We start from the raw sequence: 22501 nt of genomic DNA on the forward strand, positions 1-22501 counted from the left end.
AGAACGAACGGCTACGGAAGGCTGTCTCGGATCTGACGCTTGAGAAGCTCATTCTCAAGGAGGCTGCCTCGGGAAACTTCTGAGCCCCGCCCGCCGTCGCCGCTGCATCGACCACGCCATGATGAAGTTCGGCGTGTCGGAGCGGTTGGTCTCCGTCTCCGATCTCAACGCAACGCTCCCGCCGACTGTCTCGGTCCCCGCCGCGATGTTGCGTCGTGCGGCTGTGCATGAGGCCGGACATGTGATTGCCGCTGTCGTGTTGGACAAGCCCTTCGAGTTTGCGGAGATCCGCGACGAGGTAGATTCCGCTGGCGGGCATCAATCATTGGGCGTTGTCCGGATCGGCAAGACGCCAATCACCGAGATCACCGTCCAGAGCCTCCTCGACGAGATTTGTTTTCTGCTGGCTGGCATAGCTGCGGAAGAAGCTATCCTGGGCAATCGTTCTATTGGCAGCGGTGGAACTCGCGGCAGCGACCTCCATCTCGCGACTCTGGTCGCGCTGCGACTCGAAGCATCCTACGGGCTAGGCGGAGGCCTAGCTTTCCTGGGAGGTGACGGGGAAGCTGAGCTGATTCGATTGCTCCATGCGTCACAAGCCATTCGCGAGCGGGTCGAAATTATTCTTGCCGAGCAAATGGCGAGGGCGCGCTCGCTGATAGAAGACCACCGGGGCGCGGCGGCCCGCGCCGCGGAGGAACTGCTCGAAGGGAAGCGCATTACCGACGCTGATGCAGAGCGGTTGTTCACAGCTACCCGGGCTTGCACACAAGGGTTGCCCGGCTACAGCGCTATGTAAGGCGCGCCGGGCAACCCATGTGCACAAGCCCTAGCCGTCGAGCAAAACAAAACTGAGCAGGAGGTACCAACGCGGAGTGGAGCGGGCGGAGGGAATCGAACCCTCATAGCTAGCTTGGAAGGCTAGTGCTTTACCACTAAGCTACGCCCGCGCGTCTCAGACGCCTTATCAAACCCCCGACAGCGCTGCTAGCCCGAATTTGGCCACCTCTTCAGCTTGAACGCTTTCGGAGGTGGCGCATTAAGGCTGCTGCTCTACCATTGAGCTACACCCGCGCAGGGCGACAAGTTCCGCATCGCGCGGCCCGGTGTCAACCCGTCATCGCCAGCTGCCGGCAAGGGCCGCGGACGTCGCGGTGAAAGCGCTGCGCTGTCACCGCCTGGTCGTTCCGCGCGTCTTTCAGGAAGGCGCGCCTGCTTCGTCCCGCAGGGCGAAGGTGGTGGGGGAAGCAGGACTCGAACCTGCGAAGGCATAGCCAGCGGATTTACAGTCCGCCCCCTTTGCCGCTCGGGACATTCCCCCGCCTTTTCGCTGGCTGGCCCGAAGGCCGGCCGCAACCGCTGTTTCACTTTTGTGAAGGGCGGCAGGCGCGGCCGGACTTATGGTGAGAGGGCGCCCGCCTGTCAACGCCTAAAACGATCGATCCGCGACAAGGCGCATTTCAATCCACCGCTCGTGCCGCCCCGTATCGCCGCAGCCAGGCCTTCGCCGCCGGCACCAGGGCCTGAAATGGCGTGGTTTCCGGCCGCTCGATCGCATCGGCGAGATCAGGCGGCGGATAGATCAGCGTGCGCACGCCATGGCGGTGCTGCCAGACCGGCAGCGTGCCCTGGCGCACGAACATCGCGATGATCTCTCTGACGAGCGGACTGCGCAAGGCCCGCGATTTGCCGACCGGACGCGCCACCACGCAGAAGCGCGCGAACGGATTCGGGTGGCTCGCCTCGCCTTCCAGGCAGAAGATCACGCCGCTTCGGTCCGGCCGGGCCTCGTCCGGCATCGCGTCGATTCGCCGCCACAGGCAGAACCAGCTCCGGCAGATCTGCGGCCGTGTCGCATGGATGCCGCAGCCTTTGCCGGTGTTGTGGCGGCACATCACCCCAGCCGGCTTGCCGACCGCCGGATCGACGATGCGCAGCACCTCGCAGCAGGCGACGCAATCGCCGCATTCGCGCCCCGGCGTCAGATGGTTCAGCGTCCGCCCGGCGCGCATCGCCCCGGCTTCCGGCATCGCGTCCATGAGCCCTCCCCCGGAGAACGGAGTGGACCGCCAGAATAGCGCCGACCGGCCCGCGACGGAATGCGAGCGCTTCAGCCTGCCGCCGCGATTCGCGCGCTGACGAAGGCGACACGCTCGGCGACGCCGGCGAGCGGCAGCTCGACCGGCTCATAGCCGAAATCGCGATAGGCGCCGGTCACCGCCGCAAAGGTGCGTTCCGCTTCCGCGAAATCCTGTTTGCGCTCTGCGTCCCCAGCGAAGATCGCGCGCCAGGGCGGCGCCGCGAAGACGAGGGGACGATAGCGGATCTGGCGCGCCGCTCGCTCCAGATGCGCGGGGATCGCGAGCCCCGACAGCGAGAGGTAGCCGGCGATATCGGGCACGCCGCGGTCGAACAGCACGATGCCGCCCCGCTTGCGCGCCTCGGCATGCGAGCGCATGTCCCAGCCCAGCATCAACTCGGCGAACAGGGCCCGGTCACGCCAGGGCAGTGCCGGCCCGTCGATCGCCATCTGATCGCGGATGATCGCCCGCCCGCCTTCCGGCGCGGTCGCAAAACCCTCCGCCGCGAGTGCGGACAGCAATGTGGTCTTGCCGGCTCCCGGTCCGCCGGTGATCATGAAGAAGGCGTGGTCGTCATTGGTCATGTCAGATCTCTTCCCTTCGGTTGGTTGCTGACAGGGCGCGCTTCCGCTGCGCTCCGCACTGGCCAAGCGCCGCGCATCGTGGCAGGGCAGTCGCTCGACAATTCGGGAGTTCCCATGCCCGCCCCTTTCCGCCCGCGTCCCACCGGCAAGCCTTCCGGCCGCGGCTTCCGCCCACGCCAGGACGGTCCGCCGCCGCATCGCCCGGGCGATATCGACGAAGCGATCCTCTACGGCGCCCATCCGGTGATCGAGGCGCTGCGCAATCCGCGCCGGCGTTTCCGCAAGCTGCTCGCCACCGAGAACGCCCTGAAGCGCCTCGGCGAGGAGATCGGCGACTTGCCGATCGCGCCCGAACTGGTCCGCCCCTCCGAGATCGACCGCCTGCTGACGCCCGACGCCGTGCATCAGGGGCTCTATCTCGTCTGCGATCCCCTGCCCTCGCCCGATCTCGACAGTCTGCCGGACGACGCGGTCGTGCTGGCGCTCGACCAGATCACCGATCCGCACAATGTCGGAGCGATCCTGCGCTCGGCAGCGGCCTTCGCTGTCGCCGCCGTGATCGTCACCATCCGGCACTCGCCGGCGGCGACCGGTGTCCTCGCCAAATCGGCCTCGGGCGCGCTCGAGCATGTGCCGCTGATCGCCGTGAAGAATCTCGGGGATGCGCTCGACAAGCTCGGAAAGCGCGGCTTCCTGCGCCTCGGCTTCGATTCGGAGGGGGATGTCTCGCTCGACGACGTCGCTCTGCGACGTCCGCTCGTCATGGTCATGGGCGCCGAAGGCAAGGGCCTGCGCCAGCGCAGCCGCGAACTTTGCGACCATCTCGCCCGGCTCGACATGCCCGGCGCGATCAAGAGCCTCAACGTCTCCAACGCCACCGCGATCGCGCTCTACGCGGCGACGCGGCAGCGCTGAAGCGGCTCAGCGCTTCCCGGCCGGGCCTCGCCGCTCGCCGGTATCGATCGGCACGATGCCGTCGGCGCCGATCCGGATGACCCGCGCCACCTGTCGCCCACCTCGGTTCTCGATCCGGTAGATCACCGGATCCGCCGCCGGCGGGCGCTGGATGCCGACCGCGACCGGAATCGACGGCGGCTCGACACGCTCGAACTGGTAGTCCGGCGCGGCAGTACCCAGCAGGACATTGAGCGAGGAATCGTAGAAGCTCGGACCATAGCCTCCGAGGCCATAGCCGTAGGCGAAGCCCGGGACATGGCGACCATGAGCGCGCAGACCCGGGCGGACTGGCCGCATCGGCCCGGCCAGCATGCGGCCCGGGGCCGCCGAGGCCAGGGCCGGCGCCCTGACACCGGCCGGTGCGGCAGGGCCGCCGGCAGGCCTGGCGGAGACATTCGAGCCGAGCGCCAGCACAGCGCCCGCAATGCAGGCCAGACGGAAAATCGGGATGCGGACCATGTCGCTCCCCCCTGTCCTTCGGAATCGCCGCTGGTCGGAAAGGCTATCTGTCTTAGGCCCGGAAGGCGAGTCGGGCGCCTGCGGGCGGCGGAAGACGAGCCTCATTTGTTAATGAGTCGTTAGTCTTACACCCTTTGGTGCAAGACCAAGTGCCTGCTTGAAGGTTTCGGGCTGTGGGCTCATTCGTTCCCCATCAAACTTGTCTTTTCTAGGGCTTCGCGGGTCGGCCACGTCCGACTCCAACGCAAAGACCGCTGCAAGGCGGCGTCGAGGCGCGGTGGGTGGTCCGCTGCGTCGGGGGAACGAACGACGGAGTGCATCATGAGCATTGCGCAAGCATCAGGGGCCGCCGGCCCACGCCCGATGACCAGGGAAGAGAAGCGGGTCATCCTCGCCTCCTCCCTGGGCACGGTCTTCGAATGGTACGATTTCTATCTATACGGTTCGCTCGCCGTGATGATCGGCGCACATTTCTTCTCGGCCTTCGACCCGAATACGCGCGCCATCTTCGCGCTGCTTGCCTTCGCCGCCGGCTTCCTCGTTCGTCCCTTCGGCGCGCTGTTCTTCGGTCGCCTGGGTGACCTGATCGGCCGCAAATACACCTTCCTCGTCACCATCGTGATCATGGGCGCCTCGACCTTCCTGGTCGGCCTGCTGCCCGGCTACAACACCATCGGCTGGATCGCGCCGGTCATCCTGATCGCGCTGCGCATGCTGCAGGGCCTCGCCCTCGGCGGAGAGTATGGCGGCGCGGCGGTCTATGTCGCCGAGCATGCCCCGGTTGGCCGTCGTGGCTTCTACACTTCCTGGATCCAGACCACGGCGACGCTCGGCCTGCTGCTTTCGCTGATCGTCATTCTCAGCATCCGCACCACCATGGGCGAGGCCGAGTTCACCGCCTGGGGCTGGCGCATTCCGTTCCTGGTCTCGATCTTCCTGCTGGCGGTCTCGGTCTGGATCCGTCTGCAGATGCAGGAATCCCCCGCCTTCAAGAAGATGAAGGAAGAGGGCACCGGCTCGAAGGCGCCGCTCTCCGAGGCCTTCGGCCAGTGGAAGAACGCCAGGATCGCCCTGCTCGCGCTGTTCGGCCTCACCGCCGGCCAGGCCGTCGTCTGGTATACCGGCCAGTTCTACGCCCTGTTCTTCATCCAGAGCATCCTGAAGGTCGATCTCTACTCGGCCAACGTGCTGATCGCCTGGTCGCTCATCCTCGGCACCGGCGGCTTCATCGTCTTCGGCGCGCTCTCCGACAAGATCGGCCGCAAGCCGATCATCCTGGCGGGCTGCCTGATCGCGGCGCTGACCTATTTCCCGCTGTTCGGCGCCCTCACCAAGGCCGCCAATCCGGGCCTCGCCGCGGCGCATGAGAACGTCAAGGTCCAGGTCGTCGCCGATCCCGCCACCTGCGGCTCGGTCTTCGATCCGGTCGGCGTGCGCACCTTCACCCAGCCTTGCGACATCGCCCGCCGCACCCTCGCGACGCAGGCGATCGTCTACACCCAGGTCGCCGCGCCCGCAGGCACCCCGGCCAAGGTGACGGTCAACGGCAAGGACGTCGCGATCGATGCCAACTTCGCCAAGAACATCGCGACCGAGGCCGTCGCCGCCGGCTATCCGGCCGCCGGCGATGCCCGCATCGTCAAGACCGGCTTCCTGAGCGCGCTGTTCAACGGCCAGTCGCTGACCATCATCGCGATCCTGACCATCCTCGTCATCTATGTGACGATGGTCTACGGCCCGATCGCCGCGGCCCTGGTCGAGCTCTTCCCGACCCGCATCCGCTACACCGGCATGTCGCTGCCCTACCATATCGGCAATGGCTGGTTCGGCGGCCTGCTCCCGGCGACCTCGTTCGCCATGGTGGCCGGCACCGGCGACATCTATTACGGCCTCTGGTACCCGATCGTGATCGCGATGATGACCTTCGTCGTCGGCATGCTCTTCGTGCCCGAGACCAAGGATCGCGACATCATGACCTACGACCACTGATCGACCTTGCGATCGGCCGGCCCCGCCGGCTGCCGAGCCCCGCCCTCGTGGCGGGGCTTTTTTGTTGGCGGGAGAGGCATGCCGGCGAATGCTTGAGATTGATCTGGATTGCTCCACCGATCTGAAGTCTATACGCCCCATGGCGCCCGCACTGCTTAACACCCGCGCCTTATACAGCTTTCGCCGCGAGCAGGTGCTGGCCACGCGCCTGCAGGAGGCCGCCCGTGAAGAGCCTGATTGCTTGACCGTGCTCGCTGCCCGGTCTGAAAGACAAGGCTTTGATCGATCTCATGCCCGCCATCGTGGCAGCCGGCACGCCACTCTGGGCGATCTCGACCGTACTGTCTTTGGTCGTTGGCCTTGTCTTCAGATGGGCTATCTGGAGCTAAGGCCGAGAGCAGGGATCGTCAGAATCACCATCTCAGCAGCGTGTCAGGGGTGCAGCCAGAACGTCGGCGAGCGGCAGAGCCCCTTCAGGCAGGCTACGCTCCGCTGCAGCACCGACCTTGCGTAACGACGACATCTCTTGCGACTTTGCACGGCACGCTTGCCCTGGCGGCGCCGGGCTGATACCGCAGCGCCGGAGCCGGCGTAGCACAGCGGTAGTGCAGCGGTTTTGTAAACCGAAGGTCGGGAGTTCGATCCTCTCCGCCGGCACCATAAATTCAGTAGAAAAATCAACGGATTAGGGCACCTCCCGAAATGGGAGACGCCCTTTCTTGTGTTGCATGGTTACGGCATATTCCGCGCATTTCGCCGTGTTTTCAGGTGTTGCGTCGGAGTCCATGCAACACGGATGCAACACGGGTCGGGGTTATGCCCTTCTAGAATCAGGAAGCCCGCCACCTTGCGATGACGGGCATTCGCGGCGCTGCGGCAATGGGTTGCTGCCGGCAGCGATTCTTTAGGCAGGGACCCCAGCCATTTCCAGCAGCGCCTTGACCCGCGCCACACGCTCGTTGCGCTTGCGCACGTTACGGGCGCGGCGCTCAGGCTTCTTGTGTTCGAACAGGTACTGCCGGACCACGTTCTGCGGCTGGCCGGTCTTTTTGTTCACGCAGGTCCAAATTTGGACGTCGAAGGGCTTCCAGTGCAGGTCCGTGCTGAAATTCGGGCTGAGCACGCCGGTGGCCCGACGAAGCCCAGCGAAAGCGCGCTGACCTGCCTCCATGCGCTCGTCGCTCTGATGCTCAAGGCAGTAGTTCAGCCAATAGGGCCGGCCTTCATACGGGCCGCCGACGACCTGTGCCTTGCACTTCAGCACCATGCCCAGCCCGTCGCAGGTGGGCACATACTCCGACTCGACGATCTCAAGGGTGTAGGTCTCGGAGGGAAGTAGGTTGTTAACTGCGTTGCGGGTCATGGGCTGGCTCCTTGTTGCGTCTCAGCGGCGAAATCGCTACTGTGTCAACAATACGAAGCATAATCGTCACGTCAAGTCGAAATCGCCACGGAGTAGCGAATTTGTTGCCTGCGCAGTGTAGGATGGCGCGAGCCGCGCTTCAGATCGGCGTGCGAGAGCTGGCAGAGTCCGCCATGGTCTCAACCAATACGATCACACGATTTGAGAAAGGCGAGGAACTCAAAGAGCGGACAGTCGTGGCCATCCGCACTGCCCTTGAGCAAGCCGGCGTTCAGTTCCTAGCCGACGGCGAGGTAGCCACCGGCCCGGGTGTGTCGTTGAGGGGGTAAGAAATGACTGACGAAGACGACTGGCTGGCTCATGAAACGCTCACCGCCCCCGAATGGAAGGCGGTCGAGGAACTTGCGTACAAGGCTCCAAACCATTTCGAAGTATCCGCCAACCTCAATATCGGTGAGACGCTGATCGCTCGCCTAATCGGGTACCGGATAGCAGAGACCGGGCCGCCACTGTCGGCCTATCAGGCAAGAGGCTACGACGTCGGCTACGGCCTGTCGAAATTCGGTTGGAGAGTGAAGGAAAGAGGGCGCTACCCTGCACGCAAGAAGTCCTAGTCACCGCCCCTTGACCGCGCCGCCACCTCAATGAAAGCCAGCGCGCTATGGTGGCAGCGCGGTTGGCCACGATGCGGCAGGGTGAAAGGACGGACATTCCATCAATTGAGGGAAGGTCTGTATCGCAAGGTCAGGCAGCAACTATGCTGAACGTTTCGGTTCCTTCTGTAGAGAGAGCCGTAGCCGTGCAGCGCAACGCCACCCCCGAACTCGTCAAAGCCGTCGAGTCCGGCAAGGTCGCCGTGTCTGCGGCTGCGCCCCCTACCTTCGCACCCCTTGACCGCCGCCGCCCTGCCGGGTGACGCTGCGTCGTTTGGGGAGGGGTGGGGATCATGTTGCGCATGACGTTGACCGCGGTTGGCATAGTCATCGCCCAGCCGGCCATCTCGCAATCCGGCTCTCGATGTATCCTTACCCACGAGAAGGTTGAAAACGTTTATCAAGGCTCCGCACCATCGAGCATCGAATATGCTCTGGGCTGCAGCCTTCGGAAAGTCAGCACTTCCGGATTCGGGGAAAGTGCTTCGTCCGTTTATGAAGTCACCGACGCGCGAGGTTCAACCTTCACCGCAATCATGAACAGCGCCGGCCGCTTGCGGACCTATAACTTCTACATGAGGTAGGGCCTTGACTTCCCGCGCCGATCGATCAATCTTTCCAGCGCTGCATCTTCGGATGCGCCGCCCCGGCTTTGAACACCGGCCCGGTCAACGCAACGCAACGTCTCGCTTCGGAAACTCTAACCGAAAGACGTTGTGCTATGACCGAATCCCAAATCCGCCGTGCCCTTGCCGCCAAGGGCCTTCGCCTGAAGAAGGCGCCGTCCCGCCACTGGACCCGTGCCGAGTATGGGCCTGGGTACATGGTCACTGACGAGCGCAACATCGTTGTGCTCGGCTGCGGCCAGCGCGAGTTCGACGCCACGCTCGCCGATGTTGCGGCGCTGCTACGCGCCTGAGAAAAGCACCGGCCCGTCCGTTTACATCCGACGTAACGGGCCGGTTCACCGCCTACGCAGCCTCCCGCAAGCAATCGCCGACCCGATCCGGCCAGCGGTGCACAACGGCCTCGTGAATCGCGATCGGCGTCACGCTCGACATGAGCAGGAATCCGCCGACGCCCGCCATAGTGGCGCCGTGGCCGGCGACGGCCGGGGCATCTGAACCGAGGAAGCTCACGCCCCGCCCCTTTGCTGAAACTTACCAAGGTATCCGGGCATCTCGGCCTTCAAGCGTGCATTGTTCTCAGCCAAAATCGCGCGGAACTGGCCTTCACTCATTTGCGAGCCTCGCGCGTCGATCGAATAGGTCGGAGATACAGTGATGGATCCTCCGCCGCTTCGCGAAAGTCCGGACGGGACGCTTGGCATGCCCACCGGCCCGCCTGTCGCAAAGCCGCGATGAAGGGCGTTAAGATTGCCCAATCCGAGCTTCTGCACCGCCTTCTTGCTGAAGACGTACTCGCCCTTATGGACGACACCGGCGGGCTCGTTCTTGCCGCCTTGGCCGGTGAAGCCGCCGCTCGACATGGAAAGGAAAGGCCCGGCGCCATTGTAACCGCCGGCGCCGAAACTGAAGGCTCCGGAGCCGTTGAAATTGTAGCCCCCACCGAGGCCGAGCATCGAGAAGATGTTGAAGCCGCCGCCACCGCCGCCGAACGCAGCGTTGAGACCAGCGTCGATCAGCTTGTCCAGAACCTTCGTCGAGATGCGGTCCAGGGCGTTGCGAAGTGCGTCCGCTGCCGACTCGCCGGAGCGCAGATCTGCAACGAAGCCCTTCAAAGCATCGCCCATCAGGCCCTTGGCGAAATCCATCGATTCGCGAAGGTCGTCCGCCTGCTGCTTCCACCGGCCCGTCGCTTCCGCCGCCGCATTGATCTTGGCGACCTCGGCGTCCGTCAGGGTTGCGGTATCGCGAAGGCCCGCTGCGACGTCCTGTTGCGCCGCAGCTTGAGCGCGCGCCATCGCGACCGCCTTCTCGCGGGCGACAACACCCAAACCGACCGTCTCGTACTCAGCCTTGGCGACGTCCCTGGCGCGTTCCAGTGATTGGACGTAGCGCTCCAAGCTCGTCGTCCGATCCGTGTCCGCCGATCCACCCGACGAAGGCTTGGCCGTGATGATCGGCTTCGTCTTGTCGGCGAAAAAACCGTCCGTCATCGATCGGGACTGTGCCTGCGCAGCGGCCGTGTTCGTCGGGTTCATCTGGCCGGCAAGCTTAGCCAGGGCGGCCTCTGCCTCGGCGCCGCCCCCGAGCTTCGCGGCCAGCGAGGCCAGCGACGCCTTGTTATTCGCGGCATCGCGGAGCTGCTGCGCGATGGCAGTTTGATTGCCCTCGCCATAGCTGTCCGGGAAGAGCGACTTCAGCTTGTCGTTCAGCGCGACCGAGAACCCCGAGTTGCCAATATTCTTCGCGATGCGGTCTGCCTCGCTACCGGAATCCTTCAGGAATTTGTAGGCTTGGCCCAGCAAGCGCACACCACCGGCCAGCGCTTCCACCCATGAGACGGTCGATCCGTAGAAGTCACGGCCCGCGCTGGCGAAGTCGTCGTAAATCGGCTTGAGATCGTTATTGATGATACGATAGGCCTCGTCCAGCCTGCGCTTCATCTCGGCGGCGTTGCGGATATCCTCGTCTTCGAAAATCTTGACGTCAGTGCTCTTGACGTCTGACAGGCTCTTGCGAAGCTTGTCCATTTCGACGGTGCCGTTGCGGATACCCTCGACGATCTTGGGAGGAAAGAACTGGCTCGCGAGGTCGAGGGCGGCGAGCTGCTTTCCCTGCGCCTGCAACTGCGCGATCAGGTCGAGCATCACCCGCAGCCGGGCCTCATTGCCGCTCGCGCCGAGGAAGCTAGTCAAGTTGGACTGGCTCAGGTTGCCGGCACCGACCTGCTGGCGGAGCCTGGCTTCAAGAGCGGATTCGTTGCGGGCGTTCTCGCCGCCTTCGCCCTGCTTGACGGTGGAGACCGCTTTGAGCTTTTCCAGCGCCTTCTGCAGGTCTTCGGCCTCGACTTTGAGGCTCCGGGCCTGCCCGGTCCACTGCTGAAAGAATGTGCTGCTAACGCCCGCGCTCTTGGCGGACTCGCCGATCTTAACCAGCCGCTCGACCTGCTCGGCAGCGGCCTCGGTGGCTGCGCCAAGCAGCTTCACCAGCCCGACGCCGACCGCGATCGTGCCGGCAGCAACCGCGACGCCGCGAAGGGCCGTCGTCAGGGCGGTACTGTTCTGCGCCGCGTATTTCAAAGACTTGAGCGCCAGGCTCTTGTCCATCGCCGTGCCAACAGAGGCCATCGTCGACACCATTTGCTTGCCTTGGTGAGCAACGATGTCCTGAGCGCGCTGCATCGCCTTGTCGAGGGCTTTGGTGTCGCCTCCAATCCTGAGGGCTAGACCTGTCATTCCATTTCCTCCAGCGCGCCTTCAACAGCGGCCTCGCCCATTTCGGCGATGATCTTCTTTCGGTATTCGTTAGCCGTATTGTTGAAGAACGGCTGGGCAGGCGCATGTGCGACTCCAAATTCCGTCATCAACGCGACGTCGAACTCGTGCCCGCTGGGAGACGTGCGGGTCGTCTCCGGCGTCCCCCCGGCACGAACAATGACGCCGTTGCCTTCCTCGTCGTCCTCAACCCGAATGCTGTCCCGGAGCCCGCCCGTGGCAACCGGAGCACGGCTCTTCATCTCGGCAGCGATCTCGTCGCCAAGGGCACGGGCACGTTTCCGCACCCGCTCCTCGGCCCGCTTACCGGCCTGCGCGATCTTTTTCGCCAGCGCAGCCTCGCCTATGAATTCGCCGGAGATCACGCCGCAGCGTCCGTGAAGGTCGCCTCTTCCTCCGGCAAGCCGAACAGATGCGCTTCCAGAACCTTCGCCACCAGCGGCGCGTAGACGCCGGGCGGCTGGCCCTCGAGCGTCCTACGGACCAGTACGGACTCGGAGCCCATTAGCCGGTGCGGCGCGCCAACATGTGCCGCCGACAGCACCGGCAGAAACGCCCGCGTCGACCAGGTTCCGTCCGCGATATCGCGGAAGAGCGCGAACAGCGACTTGCCGACTTTGTGCTCGATCTGCTGGATCAGGAACGGCTGGTTACGCTCAAGGCGAAAGCGGGCCTGCTCCCCGCCGATGACGGCGTCGATGATGTCAGTCTTCATTGTCTTTCCTCGGAAAATGCCGCCCGCTGGCGGCTGGTTATGACTACGCGAACGCGCTCAAGGCGCTCTCCCAGTCATCGTTGTCGTAAAAGCTGCCGCTGCCTGCGGACTGCCCCAAGCTCGCCCGGTATGTGCTCATCGCCGCCGCGACCGTGCCGTCGATGGACAGCCACTTCTTCGATTTATGCAGGCGGGTTTTGTGGCCGTGGCTGTTCGTCTCGACCTCGGTATTGGCGAAGCACATTCGCAGGATGGGGTGCCCACCATGCTTGAAGCGTCCGGCTATGACGCTGCGCTCCAGCTCGGCGATTGCCGGCATCATCGAGAGCGCGCCCTGGCGGAACTCGATCGCTCGATATCCGTCATCGAGCAGATTGTTCAGGATCGACCTAGCGAGCGCGGGGTCGAAGGCGATTTCCTTGACGTCGTATTCGTCGCATAGCTCGCGAATGCGCTGCTCCACGGCCCTGAAATCCACGACGTTGCCAGGCGTGGCTGTGATCAGCCCGTCTTTCGCCCATTTCACGTAAGGCGCCTGGGTCGCGGCCTCGCGCTCCCGGAGATTGTTCTGAGGGCAGAAGAAGAACGGCAAGATGATAGTGTTATCGCCATCGCGGAAGCTGGCCGTGACGACGGTCAAGTCACCGGACGACGACAAATCTGCAGCGAGCCAGCACTCACGGCCGCGCAATGCCTCGACGTCGATCAGCTCGGCGCCCTTGTCGTAAGTCGCCATGTCCACGAATGCGGACTGGGCGTGGTCGGCCCACATGTTGAGGTTGAACTGCTTGAAGTTATCAAGCTCTGAGGGCGAATGCTTCGCCTTCGTCACCTTGTCCATGAACCCGGGCAAATCCGGGTAGCCGTGGCGCATTCCCGGGTTTACGAGCTTCCACAGGTCCGGGTCGTCCCACTGGTCACCTTCCTCCGCCGCGAAAATGACAGGCAGCGTCGCAGGGTCGTCGATCTCGCCCTTCTGAATTTTGATGGCGGTCGAGACTGTGTTCCAGGCCAGATTCTCCTGGCCGCGGCCTGCCGTGGTCGCCACGATCATCAGCGTGTCGGGGGTCTTCACCAAGGCGGAGTCGAGAGCGCCCCACAGGTTGGCGCCGGACTGGCCTTTCCAGACATGAAGCTCGTCCGCGATGACGACGCGCGGCGTCTTTCCGTGCTGCACCCCGCCGTCAGCCGCGAGCGCCTTGTAAGATGATTTCTTAGGCTTGCACCGGATGGTGCTCTTGTAGCCAACCACGCTCATATTGTCGCGCAACCGCTTGTCGTGACCGACGAGCAGGTTCACCTCGTCGAAAAGCTCCATGGCCTGCTCGTGAGCGGACGCTGCCGACACGACCAAGTCCCCCGGCAAGGTTTCCGGGCCGATGGTGTGCAGCAAGGTGATCGCCGCACACAGGCTGGTCTTGCGGGATCCTCTGGGGAGTAGGAGCACGACACGGCGGACGATGCGGTCGCCCTTGCGAGCGATGCGCAGGCCGTCCTTGTCGAAGACGTCCTCGGTATGCCGCGGGCCATATATGCGCTTCACAACCCGAGCCTGCCAATCATCAAGCTGGAACGGGTTGCCTGGGGCGGGATTCTTCGGATGCTTCAGGCGACGAAGCCACTGAACGGCACGCTCGCCGTAGCCAAACGGATCAGGAATCTCTGAGCCATCGTCAATCCATGAGGGTGTCAGCGGCATCGGTATCCTCATGCGCGCCGGCTCGGCTTCGGGAGGCAGGGGTAAGGCCAAGCTCAGCGGCCCATCGACGCGCTTCGGCGGCGGACTCACGAACGGTCACGAAGGCGGGGTGGCGCTTTAGTTCGCCCCGGGAGTTTTCCATGTAGTCGCCGTCGAGCCGGATGCGGGCTCGGGCGATGGCAATGTCACCAGTAGCCTCGCAGTACCTTTCGCATGCTGCGATATCGGCCTTGGAAAGCACGCGACGCTCAACCAGAACCGGCATCACGCGGCGCCATTCTGCTTTGGCTTCTGTCGACATGTCCTTGGGTGGAGCCGGGACCTTGCGGATCGGATCAGCAACTGGCTTGGGTTCGGCTTTTGCGCCTCGGGTGTGATGGCTCATCCAAACGCCCACTTGCGATGATTGATCAGGATCGCGCCGGCATTGAAGGGGATGTCGGAGAGAATGTCCGCCATCGCCGTTTCGCGATGTTCGAACCAGTGCGCCGCGATCATCAACGTAGCCTGCTTCACCTCGGGAGGCGGGGCGTAGTCCTCGTCGGGGTCAACCAGGCCGTAGACATAAGAATTCGCAGCATCGACCATCGCCTGCGCAGGAACGTCCTCGTCGTCGTGTCCGATACGAACAAACGCCTTGAATTCGTCAAGCGTAATCATGTCCATTGTGAATGGATTTTCCTTTTTCTATCAATTTTGAGAATGCTCCAAATCGGCTGTGTCTCGAAGGAACCTACCCACATGGTCTTGAGGGCGATCTGTTTCCTTCGAACCCAGCCCCCCGGTCTATGAGCGTGGGTTGCCGAAACCGCCTTCGGAGCGCGCGGCCTTGCGGGAGTTGCAGGCGACGTTGAACGGCCGCCAGTTGCTGCGGTCCCAGAACAGACGCTGATCCCCTTTATGGGCGATGTGGTGGTCCACCATGTTGGCGACGCGACCGCATCCGCAGGCGCAGCGGTCATTGCCTGGCAGGGCAAGGAATGCCTTCGAGGCCTTGCGCCAAGAGGATGAATATCCGCGTGCTGATGCCGATGGCCTAGCAGCCTGTGTGGCCTCGGCTCTGGCCTTAGAGCATGGGCATGTCTGACGGGCGGGCACGACGTGTCTACCGCACGTACAATACCTCGGCGCTGCTGTTGGCATGATGGTCCTTGAATGAAGAGGCCGACCGCAGCGTCCTGCATGCGGTCGGCCCTGCGCCTATCGCGGCGCTATCTGCGTGACGCTGCAGTGCGGATCTGGCTGTTGACGTCAATCTCGGGCTATGCCCGACGCGCCCCGTCGAAGCCTCACGGGTGATCAATCCGTTCACATGGGCGCACCACCCTGCTAGCGCGTGTGAACGAGGGGGCGGCACACGCTAGCTCAACGGCCGGGCCAGCCGTAGGAAACCGCCCCTATCCCTTATGAGATCGGGCGCTCAGCGGCGTGCCCAAGGATGGCAACGGCACCGGCCGCGATGCTGGTGCCGCCGGCCTTCGTCAGCACCAGCCGCACATACCGCTTGTGGCCGATGTAACTGACCTTGTCGGTGGCATCGGCGACCGCAGTGGCCTCGAAGCTGCCCGTGAGGTCGCCGGGCGCCACGTCCGTATATCCGGAACCCGATACATCAGACTCCTGAAGTTTGGCGCCGAAGTCACCCGCGCCGGCAATGGCGCCGGTGTTGAGCACGAAGGCGGCCGAGCCGAAGCCCTTGGTGTCTACGGCCACGCCGTTGACGGTGGCAGCCTGGACGGCGGGCGAGAGGGCCGTGATGAATTTCAGATTGGACGCGAGATCGCGCATTGATATCTCCGATAAAGGGGGGTGGGCGGCTCAGCAGCCGCCCATGGAATTCGGACGCGTCAGGCGCTCGTCGCCATTTTCAGCTTGCGCAGCGCAAAGGGCCGGATCACAGCGCCACCGGTACGACGCGTCGCGTGAAAGCGCGTGACGCTGTTGGTCGCCAGAAGGTACGGATTCACGAACACAGACATGTCGAGCCTGTCGACGATGCGATACCCGGCCTCAAAATCACCGACTGCAATCGGGAACTCGCCGCTGGTTGCCTCGGGCATGTCCGCCGCGTCCGCGACAGGCCTGCCGAGAATAGTCTCCGGCAAGCCAGCCTGGAGTCCCGGCTGCCACAGATAGTTGCCCTGCGAGTCCTTTAGCTTGCGGATTGTGGCGATCGTCGCGCCGTTCATCACCCACGTCGCATTCCGACGATACGCGGCTGGCAGGGCATACAGGATCGAGATCAGTGCATCTGCGCTGAGGTTGGTAGCGTGGCCGTTCGGGATTTGCGGAACGCGGGCGTCCTGCATGAAGCCGTCCGGCTGGGGTCCACCAGTCCCGTTTACGAAGGCGGTGCCTTCCTTAAGGGCGAAGTCTTCGGCAAGGGATTCGCGCACCTCGCGTTCGGCAGCGCCGCCGCTGTCCGCCAGGAGCTGATTGGAGATGTCGACGAAGGTGTTCAGTTCCTTCGTCGCGATCTCGACCTCACCGAAAGACGGCTCGCTGCCCTCCTGCGGCTGGTTCTCGCCCTTCCACTTCGCGTTCGCCCGGCCGATGCGGGCCGGGTAGATAACACTTGGGTTGCCGGTCTGGCGCACGCTGGAAATGGCACGGATCGGGGAATACTCGACAAGCTCCTTCAGGAATTCGGAAGAGAATTCCGCCGGAGCCATGTAGCCACCGCGCGTATCGTCCGACACACGGAGCGTCTTGTGATCGATGTCGGGGTGGTTCTTGCCGTGGCGCAGATAGAGCCCGAAGGCCTTCTGTTCCGCAGTCGGCTCGGCCTTAGTTTCGGCACCGAGGTTCGGGCGGTTGGCCTTTGCCTCAAGCTCGTCGATGCGGGCCTTCAGCGGGTCAGTCGCGGCCTTCACGTCGGCAGCGACTGCGGCAACTGCAGCCTTAACCTCGTCAACGCCAATGTCGTCACTCTTGGTTTCGAGGCCGGCGGGAATGGTATCAATAAACAATGAGTCAGTCCTTAGAAATGAGCACGGCCAGCATTGATTGCCTCAACCAGTGCGCGAAAAGAATTGTCGGGAGTAGACTTGACGCCGGTAACGGTGGCGTCCTCGTTCATCGGAAACGTCACGATGGACACTTCGCGAAGTTCGATTCCGTGGAGCAGGCGAGCACCGCTTTTGCGGTCCATCTCGTCGCGAATAGTTCGGAAGCCGATCGACAGGCCGTCAACAGCGCCTGCCTTGACGAGCGCATGAGCCTCGCGCCCCTTCGCCGTCGCTAGGATGAAGCGGCCCTCGGCCTTCAGACCCTTGGCGTCTTCCGTGAAGGACGTCCATGTTCCGACCGGCTCCGACGTGTCGTGTTGCCAGAGCATTTTGACGCGCGCCGCGGGGTACTTCGCCAGGCTAGTAGTAAATGCCCCGGGCTTTACGATGTCGCCCCCACGATCCCTCACGTTAAATGTGCTCGCGTATCCGTGAAACGAGCCATCGTCAGCAACCGCCTTGACGTCGAGTTCGATAGGCGCGCCGTTATGCAGCTTCGTCATCCTGTTCCTTTGGTTCGTTGGAGTTCGCCGGGCCGGGGGTTGTGTACGGGCTCGCCAGAGTGTCCCCGTCCGGCAGGGGCGGCAGGTTCTCGCGGCGTCGGCAGTCGTTCGATGTCATGACGCCAGCCGATCGGAACTGCGCATAGGCGCCGGCCCGGGCTGCGGTGTCTGCCCGAAGCAGATCGTCGACCACAAACGAGATCGAGTGCGTCGAGCGCTCATCCTTCGTGAGAAGGCAACGGCGATAAGCGTCAGTCCACGCCTTAAGCCAATAGAGAAGACAGAGCTGCAGGAACTGCAGATTTTGCTGCTCAGTATTCGCGAACGTGCCCTTGGAAAGCTCCTGCAGCAGCGTGATTGGCACACGGGTAAGCCGCGAAATCTCGCCGATGCTGAAATTACGCTGTTCGTGATGCTGGCTCTCGATGCTGGTGAACGCGATCGGTTTATAGTCGCCGTCCTGATCGACTACGGCGACGCCGCCGATATTGTCGCCACCCTGCATCGCCTTCCACATGAGACCGACGCGCTCGACGGTCTTCGCCGAGGCCTGGCCCTTCATGGTTAGAATGCCGCCGGGACGGGAGTTGTTCTTGAACAACCGGGCCGAAGTGCGTTCCAGCAGGATCGCCAAGCCGATCGCCTCGCGACCGGAGCGGAGCAAACCAAGGCCGGTCCTGCCGTCCAGCGAAGGCGCTTGAATGTGCAGGATTTGGTCGGGGCGGTAACGCACCTCGCCGACCTTGAACCGGGGCTCGCCCGTGTCCAGACGCTCGACCGTGACGCTGCTACGCGGAAGGTGCAGCAACTCGACGGGTTTGCCCGCAACCTTGTTCGCGAAGGCGAAGCCGTCGCCGTGCAAGACTGCATCGATCGTAACCAGTTCGCGCACCTTGCCGGCGGATTGCCACGCGTTGGCCTCGTCGTGGATCAGCGCATAACCGGGATGGTCCGGCGCGGGCTCCTTGCCTTCGCCCTGCTGGCGATAGATCTTCGCAGGCAGCATGCCGACCGCACCGGCGATCAGGTTCACGGCGCAGTTGACGGCAGGCACTGCCATCGCTGAATCGGCGTTGACGGCGACGCCCGACGTGGTGAGCGTGAAGGCGCCGACCAGAGCCTCCCAGCTTTCCGACGTCGGGTCGGTGAGGGACTTGGATTCCGACACGCTGTCGGCTTTGCGGCTGAACGGCCACATCAGGCAGATCCAATTCGACTGAGAATATCGGCAACAATCGCGCCGATGGGGACGATCAGGGTTGATCGCTCGATGGTCGCAGGCACTTCGCTGGCGACATGAGGCCCGCCAGAGTCGCGGACTGGCGTCGGCGTCAGGATCAGCAAGGCGTCGAGGGCGGGCGGCGCTTCGAGATGATCGAAAGCGATAGCCAGAGCGTCGAGCCAGGATCGGCCGCCGCGTTTGACCTCGCGACCAACGGCTAAGACGGCTAGATCACGCGGGCTGAAGACACGGGCGCCGCCATCGCGCGCCGAAAACAAGGTGTCGTAATGCTCGGCTCGGTGAACAAGGGCGTCGAGATTGTCGAGGTGAATGCCGCTGAGCCGTGCGGCATCGTCGCGCCGATAGACGCGTTCGCCCCAGGTTCGGGCGTGCATGGGAAAGTGTTTCCTCGCAAGGTTTCTGGGTGTGAAAAAACCCGCCGAGGCGGGTGATCGGGGAAGGCGAGCGCGTCGGAAAAATGCCAAAAACCGACGCGCTCGAGCCCCATCGCCACCGCCGAAATCCAAGTCAGCGGCAGCGCGTCTTCGAATAAAAGAGGCCCGCCGGCTTAGGAATCGACGGGCCAGTATAGACAGCGGGACCGTGCAGGGGCGCTGCCTATACAAGTACTATAGGGGATTCGGGCTACCCCCTCCGCTTAGCGGAAGTGCGGGCGCTGTAATGCCCTGCTACCTTACTCCGGATGAGAATGCGGCAAAACGGCCACTATCTCGCCTTAATCCTAAGCAAGCGCTTGAAATATAAGACTAAGATTGTGTCATGGGCAAATTGTCGCAGGGAAACTATTTCTAGGCCTTCTTGCGACCTCTTCCTATACCTCCGGACAACTCGGCGGAAAGTGCCAACTAGCCAGCGTGTTTTTTCAGGGCAGACGCCAGGTTATCGTTTGCAGCACGCAGTTTCCGCTTAGCCGCCAGCGCCCAGCACGAGTCCGCCGCTGCCGTAACGATGTCCATGCAGTGCCGGATCGAATACCCGCCGTCCGCGTAGTGCCCGACGATCCCCAGCGCAGCACCGAGCCGGATGCGGCCAGCCGCTGCCTGCTTCTCTTTCGGGAACGTCATCTGAGGCGGGGCGAGATCGCGCATTTCGGCGCCGTCCAGCGCGTCGTTCAGCACGAGGATCAAGTCAGCAGCCGTGACTTGACCAAACAGCCGGTACAGCCTGCCCAGCACCATGGCGCGCTCTGCCGCGACCTCCTGCGCGAACAGTGCATCCCGCGGCCTGCTGATGAAGGGTCGCCTACCACCGCCCGCCGCCGCCATACTGCCGGCGCCAAAGCTGACCTCAACCGGCCTGTGCTGCTTGATCCACCATTCAACCGCCGCGCCCTGTTCCGGAGTGAACCGTCCGGCGGCAAACTCCTCGGACAGTGGGTGCCGTCCGTGGGACGCGGCCAGGTCGTCGTCTGAGGGCTCGGCGGGCCGTGGTGCTGGCCGGATCGGCGCGCCGGTAGTGTGGGCGATCGTCACGCCGTTGCTGGCATAGGCGACGAGGTGGTTGTCGTTGGCGGGGATCAATGGCGGGGCTCCCGCTTTAGGAAGGCAGGGATCTGTTCGTCGGTCAGTTCTTCATCATCGGAAGATCTAGACCTATGAGGGCCGGAAGGTCTGGGGTCAGCTTCTCGGACACGGCGAGAAGCTCCTCCATCACCTTCCAGTCGATAAGGGGATGGATGGTCGGTATCGACCACGACCATCTCGGCCTCGGCTACGCCAATATCGGGGGACTCGTCTTGGATTGAGACGGGGGGCATTTCTACCTCGCCGTCATGACCCTCATCAGGAATAAGGTCGCGCTCTTGAACTTCTTCTTTCCCAGGCTCACGAGACGGTACACGGTACACACCTATAGGTGTGTGTACCGGATGTACCGCCTCACGACTGATGCCATCTTCACTGTCGGTACGCGGTACATCAGGGGTACATGTACCCGGTGTACCGCCCGGCGTTAGACGCCATGCACCATCTTCCTCGAGTATTGCCCCACGTGCCTGCAGCGTCTCGCGAGCCCGCCTGAACCTCGCTTTCAGCGTGCCGGGCTTCTCGCTGGGATAGACCGCGTAGAAGTCTTTACGCCATGCCTCTAGGTCGACAACTCCACCCCAACGCCGAAGGTCGCGCAGGACGTCCAGAGCCTTGCCCGCGTGGCCAGACGCGACGAACGCCTCGGCAGCTTCCTTGGCGTCATCCGGCACGATGACTGGGGCCGTCGTCGGGTTGCCGTCCTCGTCCTCGCCGACCGTCACCGACTCCATGCGGAAGGTCGTGACCACGCCGTCCTCGGCGTCGTTCGCGCCGTCGCATTCCAAAGTGTAGGAGCCGCCGCCCTTCTTCTTGACCATGAAGCTGGCGTCGACTGCGCCGTCTAGGTCGATGGCGCCCTTACCACGCTCGCCGGACCACGCGGTGTGATGGATGACCGTGACATGTGCGCCGGTCTCTTTGAGCATCAGGTCGCAGTTCGCGACGAAGCGCCCCATGTCCTTACTGGCGTTCTGGTCCCCTGGCCCGAAGACGCGCGTTAGAGTGTCGATGATGACCCAAACGCAGGCTTGCCCGCACTGGCCCTCGGCCTGGCGGATGGCGGCAATCAAGGCTCGCGTGTCGACGTTGGTAGACGTCATGTCGATGAACCCGCCGAGCACCAGCAGCGGTATCTTTCCGATACCGTGACGCTTGCGGAAGGCCGCCATCCGGCGCTCCGTGAGCTTCTTCCGCTCGGCCGCTATGTAGACGACGAAGCCCTGCCGGACCTTGCGACCGTGCCAGTCCATGCCCGCGGCGACATGGCAGGCGACGTCCGTCATGATGGCGGACTTGCCAGTACCGGGTAAGCCGCTGGCCATCGTGAACTCGCCGTCGCCGAGCACGCCCTTCACGAACGTCTTTTTGACCTGAGTCGTGTCGATGTCGCCGAACCAGGTCAGGTCGAAGCGGCCGGTGCTGGCGGGACGGTTATCGTTGGCAGGGCGCTTAATCCACGCATCGCGCATGGCTCGGAACTCAGCCTGACGCCGGTGACGTTCCGCCTCGCGGTCGGCGCGCCACAGCTCGCCCGCGGCCCAGTCGCGCCTGCGGATGAACTCGAGATGGTGTGCATGTTCGGCCGGCGACGGCACGGGGGCGTCGGGCTCTAAATCGGGCAACTCAACCAGCGGACCTATGAAATGGTACAGGCCGGTGTCTTCGTAATCATCGTCGGCGATCTCGACGGCAGCCGTCTCAGTTGCGATGTTCAAAGCGCGGCTCCGGCCGGTTCATGCGATCGACGGCGGCAGCGGTGATGCGCGACGCGACTTCAGGGTGGAAGGTGACAGACCGGCGGCTCCCCATCGTCGGGGCGATGGTCCGGAATTGGCCCTGGTCGTTCTGAATCAGTTTGAGGCCGCATAGGCGCAGCCCGTCCATTACTTCGATATCGAAATGCGCGAGCGAGCGCCCGTGACCGTCCTGCGGCCACCATGAAATGATTTGCACTAGATCCCCTCCAAGGGATGTTGCTGTGGTTGTGGAATGTTGCCGCGCCCATTCGGGCGGGGGAAGTCGATAAAGTGTTGAAATTTTCAACACTATTCAGACGGCTGGCTTGCCTACGGCGCTGCTTTGAATGCGGGCCGGGGGTTGTTTCCGTCTGACGAGCAGTTCGGGCGTTGGGTTGAGGCAAACTCTCTGCACCAACTTGGTACAGACGAGGTGCGGCGAGACGAACGCGCTGCCGCCATGTGGGCAGCCGCCAATCCTGACGAGTTCGCGGAGGCGGTAACTATTGGGTCAGTCCGCACCACTCATCGTTGGTATCAATTGATACCAACGAGGGCTGAGCGCAGTCCCCAATCAGAGGCCGA

24 protein-coding genes, 3 tRNA genes and 1 pseudogene are annotated in these 22501 nt (G+C 63.4%); 8 read left to right on the top strand and 20 right to left on the bottom strand.

The annotated features are described in order from the left end of the window. Window positions 1-145, top strand: a pseudogene (locus J0J10_RS15620) (IS3 family transposase); the annotation flags it as partial. Window positions 146-205: 60 nt separating this feature from the next. Further along, window positions 206-799 (top strand): ATP-dependent metallopeptidase FtsH/Yme1/Tma family protein, encoded by a 594-nt coding sequence (locus J0J10_RS15625; protein WP_291647506.1) that lies wholly within the window; start codon window positions 206-208, stop codon window positions 797-799. 77 nt (window positions 800-876) lie between these two features. Here the strand turns inward: J0J10_RS15625 and J0J10_RS15630 are convergent. From J0J10_RS15630 to J0J10_RS15645, 4 genes are all read right to left on the bottom strand, one after another. Beyond that, window positions 877-950: transfer RNA gene (locus tag J0J10_RS15630), tRNA-Gly, on the bottom strand. A gap of 286 nt (window positions 951-1236) precedes the next feature. Beyond that, window positions 1237-1321, bottom strand: a tRNA-Tyr gene (locus J0J10_RS15635). 139 nt (window positions 1322-1460) lie between these two features. Next, window positions 1461-2039, bottom strand: coding sequence for a hypothetical protein (locus J0J10_RS15640; RefSeq protein WP_291647348.1), 579 nt, complete (start codon window positions 2037-2039; stop codon window positions 1461-1463). A 71-nt stretch (window positions 2040-2110) separates the two neighbouring features. After that, window positions 2111-2665: an AAA family ATPase gene (locus J0J10_RS15645; protein WP_291647349.1), complete on the bottom strand. Its 555-nt coding sequence runs from the start codon at window positions 2663-2665 to the stop codon at window positions 2111-2113. A gap of 114 nt (window positions 2666-2779) precedes the next feature. Here J0J10_RS15645 and rlmB point away from each other — a divergent pair, with 114 nt between their 5' ends. Then, a complete protein-coding gene (gene rlmB / locus J0J10_RS15650) occupies window positions 2780-3580 on the top strand; it encodes a 23S rRNA (guanosine(2251)-2'-O)-methyltransferase RlmB (protein WP_291647350.1) in 801 nt (266 codons plus the stop codon). A gap of 6 nt (window positions 3581-3586) precedes the next feature. Here rlmB and J0J10_RS15655 read toward each other — a convergent pair whose 3' ends face one another. Further along, entirely contained in the window at window positions 3587-4081 is a 495-nt protein-coding gene (locus J0J10_RS15655; RefSeq protein ID WP_291647351.1) for a hypothetical protein, read from the bottom strand. Between the two features lie 321 nt (window positions 4082-4402). On the opposite strand from J0J10_RS15655, the gene J0J10_RS15660 reads away from it, so the two are divergent. Together J0J10_RS15660 and J0J10_RS15665 are read left to right on the top strand one after the other, a co-directional pair. After that, window positions 4403-6070: an MFS transporter gene (locus J0J10_RS15660; RefSeq protein ID WP_291647352.1), complete on the top strand. Its 1668-nt coding sequence runs from the start codon at window positions 4403-4405 to the stop codon at window positions 6068-6070. Window positions 6071-6655: 585 nt separating this feature from the next. Next, window positions 6656-6730: transfer RNA gene (locus J0J10_RS15665), tRNA-Thr, on the top strand. 244 nt (window positions 6731-6974) lie between these two features. Here the strand turns inward: J0J10_RS15665 and J0J10_RS15670 are convergent. Continuing rightward, window positions 6975-7433, bottom strand: coding sequence for a hypothetical protein (locus J0J10_RS15670; RefSeq protein WP_291647353.1), 459 nt, complete (start codon window positions 7431-7433; stop codon window positions 6975-6977). Between the two features lie 332 nt (window positions 7434-7765). On the opposite strand from J0J10_RS15670, the gene J0J10_RS15680 reads away from it, so the two are divergent. The 3 genes from J0J10_RS15680 to J0J10_RS15690 all read left to right on the top strand — a co-directional run bounded on the left by J0J10_RS15680 (window position 7766) and on the right by J0J10_RS15690 (window position 9005). After that, complete coding sequence (locus tag J0J10_RS15680) at window positions 7766-8047, top strand: hypothetical protein (RefSeq protein ID WP_291647355.1); 282 nt, start codon at window positions 7766-7768, stop codon at window positions 8045-8047. A gap of 332 nt (window positions 8048-8379) precedes the next feature. Then, window positions 8380-8670: a hypothetical protein gene (locus tag J0J10_RS15685; RefSeq protein WP_291647356.1), complete on the top strand. Its 291-nt coding sequence runs from the start codon at window positions 8380-8382 to the stop codon at window positions 8668-8670. 137 nt (window positions 8671-8807) lie between these two features. Continuing rightward, the gene (locus tag J0J10_RS15690) at window positions 8808-9005 is read left to right on the top strand and encodes a hypothetical protein (protein WP_291647357.1); all 198 of its coding nucleotides are present in this window, start codon (window positions 8808-8810) and stop codon (window positions 9003-9005) included. Between the two features lie 216 nt (window positions 9006-9221). Here J0J10_RS15690 and J0J10_RS15695 read toward each other — a convergent pair whose 3' ends face one another. The 14 genes from J0J10_RS15695 to J0J10_RS15760 all read right to left on the bottom strand — a co-directional run bounded on the left by J0J10_RS15695 (window position 9222) and on the right by J0J10_RS15760 (window position 22133). After that, window positions 9222-11447: a phage tail tape measure protein gene (locus J0J10_RS15695; protein WP_291647358.1), complete on the bottom strand. Its 2226-nt coding sequence runs from the start codon at window positions 11445-11447 to the stop codon at window positions 9222-9224. Then, on the bottom strand, window positions 11444-11851 hold the full coding sequence (locus J0J10_RS15700; protein ID WP_291647359.1) for an HK97-gp10 family putative phage morphogenesis protein: 408 nt from the start codon (window positions 11849-11851) through the stop codon (window positions 11444-11446). Before J0J10_RS15700 ends, J0J10_RS15695 begins: the two co-directional genes overlap by 4 nt. Then, a complete protein-coding gene (locus J0J10_RS15705; protein ID WP_291647360.1) occupies window positions 11848-12201 on the bottom strand; it encodes a GTA-gp10 family protein in 354 nt (117 codons plus the stop codon). Before J0J10_RS15705 ends, J0J10_RS15700 begins: the two co-directional genes overlap by 4 nt. Before the next feature lie 43 nt (window positions 12202-12244). Beyond that, the gene (locus tag J0J10_RS15710) at window positions 12245-13900 is read right to left on the bottom strand and encodes a terminase large subunit (protein ID WP_291647361.1); all 1656 of its coding nucleotides are present in this window, start codon (window positions 13898-13900) and stop codon (window positions 12245-12247) included. Further along, window positions 13875-14285, bottom strand: coding sequence for a phage terminase small subunit P27 family (locus tag J0J10_RS15715; protein ID WP_291647362.1), 411 nt, complete (start codon window positions 14283-14285; stop codon window positions 13875-13877). Before J0J10_RS15715 ends, J0J10_RS15710 begins: the two co-directional genes overlap by 26 nt. Then, window positions 14282-14566: a head-tail connector protein gene (locus J0J10_RS15720; protein WP_291647363.1), complete on the bottom strand. Its 285-nt coding sequence runs from the start codon at window positions 14564-14566 to the stop codon at window positions 14282-14284. Before J0J10_RS15720 ends, J0J10_RS15715 begins: the two co-directional genes overlap by 4 nt. 738 nt (window positions 14567-15304) lie before the next feature. Continuing rightward, window positions 15305-15688 carry a hypothetical protein gene (locus J0J10_RS15725; protein WP_291647364.1) on the bottom strand — a complete coding sequence of 128 codons (384 nt, stop codon included), beginning with the start codon at window positions 15686-15688 and terminating at the stop codon, window positions 15305-15307. 59 nt (window positions 15689-15747) lie between these two features. Continuing rightward, complete coding sequence (locus J0J10_RS15730) at window positions 15748-16869, bottom strand: phage major capsid protein (protein ID WP_291647365.1); 1122 nt, start codon at window positions 16867-16869, stop codon at window positions 15748-15750. Between the two features lie 11 nt (window positions 16870-16880). Continuing rightward, the gene (locus tag J0J10_RS15735; RefSeq protein WP_291647366.1) at window positions 16881-17411 is read right to left on the bottom strand and encodes an HK97 family phage prohead protease; all 531 of its coding nucleotides are present in this window, start codon (window positions 17409-17411) and stop codon (window positions 16881-16883) included. Next, entirely contained in the window at window positions 17395-18609 is a 1215-nt protein-coding gene (locus J0J10_RS15740; RefSeq protein ID WP_291647367.1) for a phage portal protein, read from the bottom strand. Before J0J10_RS15740 ends, J0J10_RS15735 begins: the two co-directional genes overlap by 17 nt. Next, a complete protein-coding gene (locus J0J10_RS15745; RefSeq protein WP_291647368.1) occupies window positions 18609-19028 on the bottom strand; it encodes a hypothetical protein in 420 nt (139 codons plus the stop codon). The genes J0J10_RS15740 and J0J10_RS15745 overlap by 1 nt, the downstream gene beginning before the upstream one ends. 471 nt (window positions 19029-19499) lie before the next feature. Beyond that, window positions 19500-20174: a hypothetical protein gene (locus J0J10_RS15750; protein WP_291647369.1), complete on the bottom strand. Its 675-nt coding sequence runs from the start codon at window positions 20172-20174 to the stop codon at window positions 19500-19502. Then, window positions 20171-21895 carry an AAA family ATPase gene (locus tag J0J10_RS15755; RefSeq protein ID WP_291647370.1) on the bottom strand — a complete coding sequence of 575 codons (1725 nt, stop codon included), beginning with the start codon at window positions 21893-21895 and terminating at the stop codon, window positions 20171-20173. Before J0J10_RS15755 ends, J0J10_RS15750 begins: the two co-directional genes overlap by 4 nt. Next, complete coding sequence (locus J0J10_RS15760; RefSeq protein ID WP_291647371.1) at window positions 21879-22133, bottom strand: hypothetical protein; 255 nt, start codon at window positions 22131-22133, stop codon at window positions 21879-21881. Before J0J10_RS15760 ends, J0J10_RS15755 begins: the two co-directional genes overlap by 17 nt. Window positions 22134-22501: the final 368 nt, after the last annotated feature.

The organism is Allobosea sp., from assembly GCF_017308075.1.
Lineage (GTDB): Bacteria > Pseudomonadota > Alphaproteobacteria > Rhizobiales > Beijerinckiaceae > Allobosea.

Bases quoted from the DNA above. Each gene is read 5' to 3' on its own strand.
- J0J10_RS15695 (WP_291647358.1), bottom strand. From the start codon at position 11,447: ATGACAGGTCTAGCCCTCAGGATTGGAGGCGACACCAAAGCCCTCGAC.
- J0J10_RS15640 (WP_291647348.1), bottom strand. From the start codon at position 2,039: ATGGACGCGATGCCGGAAGCCGGGGCGATGCGCGCCGGGCGGACGCTG.
- J0J10_RS15710 (WP_291647361.1), bottom strand. From the start codon at position 13,900: ATGCCGCTGACACCCTCATGGATTGACGATGGCTCAGAGATTCCTGAT.
- J0J10_RS15660 (WP_291647352.1), top strand. From the start codon at position 4,403: ATGAGCATTGCGCAAGCATCAGGGGCCGCCGGCCCACGCCCGATGACC.
- J0J10_RS15735 (WP_291647366.1), bottom strand. From the start codon at position 17,411: ATGACGAAGCTGCATAACGGCGCGCCTATCGAACTCGACGTCAAGGCG.
- J0J10_RS15720 (WP_291647363.1), bottom strand. From the start codon at position 14,566: ATGGACATGATTACGCTTGACGAATTCAAGGCGTTTGTTCGTATCGGA.
- J0J10_RS15740 (WP_291647367.1), bottom strand. From the start codon at position 18,609: ATGTGGCCGTTCAGCCGCAAAGCCGACAGCGTGTCGGAATCCAAGTCC.
- J0J10_RS15725 (WP_291647364.1), bottom strand. From the start codon at position 15,688: ATGCGCGATCTCGCGTCCAATCTGAAATTCATCACGGCCCTCTCGCCC.
- J0J10_RS15645 (WP_291647349.1), bottom strand. From the start codon at position 2,665: ATGACCAATGACGACCACGCCTTCTTCATGATCACCGGCGGACCGGGA.
- J0J10_RS15690 (WP_291647357.1), top strand. From the start codon at position 8,808: ATGACCGAATCCCAAATCCGCCGTGCCCTTGCCGCCAAGGGCCTTCGC.
- J0J10_RS15745 (WP_291647368.1), bottom strand. From the start codon at position 19,028: ATGCACGCCCGAACCTGGGGCGAACGCGTCTATCGGCGCGACGATGCC.
- rlmB (WP_291647350.1), top strand. From the start codon at position 2,780: ATGCCCGCCCCTTTCCGCCCGCGTCCCACCGGCAAGCCTTCCGGCCGC.
- J0J10_RS15715 (WP_291647362.1), bottom strand. From the start codon at position 14,285: ATGAGCCATCACACCCGAGGCGCAAAAGCCGAACCCAAGCCAGTTGCT.
- J0J10_RS15625 (WP_291647506.1), top strand. From the start codon at position 206: ATGTTGCGTCGTGCGGCTGTGCATGAGGCCGGACATGTGATTGCCGCT.
- J0J10_RS15685 (WP_291647356.1), top strand. From the start codon at position 8,380: ATGTTGCGCATGACGTTGACCGCGGTTGGCATAGTCATCGCCCAGCCG.
- J0J10_RS15705 (WP_291647360.1), bottom strand. From the start codon at position 12,201: ATGAAGACTGACATCATCGACGCCGTCATCGGCGGGGAGCAGGCCCGC.
- J0J10_RS15670 (WP_291647353.1), bottom strand. From the start codon at position 7,433: ATGACCCGCAACGCAGTTAACAACCTACTTCCCTCCGAGACCTACACC.
- J0J10_RS15655 (WP_291647351.1), bottom strand. From the start codon at position 4,081: ATGGTCCGCATCCCGATTTTCCGTCTGGCCTGCATTGCGGGCGCTGTG.
- J0J10_RS15680 (WP_291647355.1), top strand. From the start codon at position 7,766: ATGACTGACGAAGACGACTGGCTGGCTCATGAAACGCTCACCGCCCCC.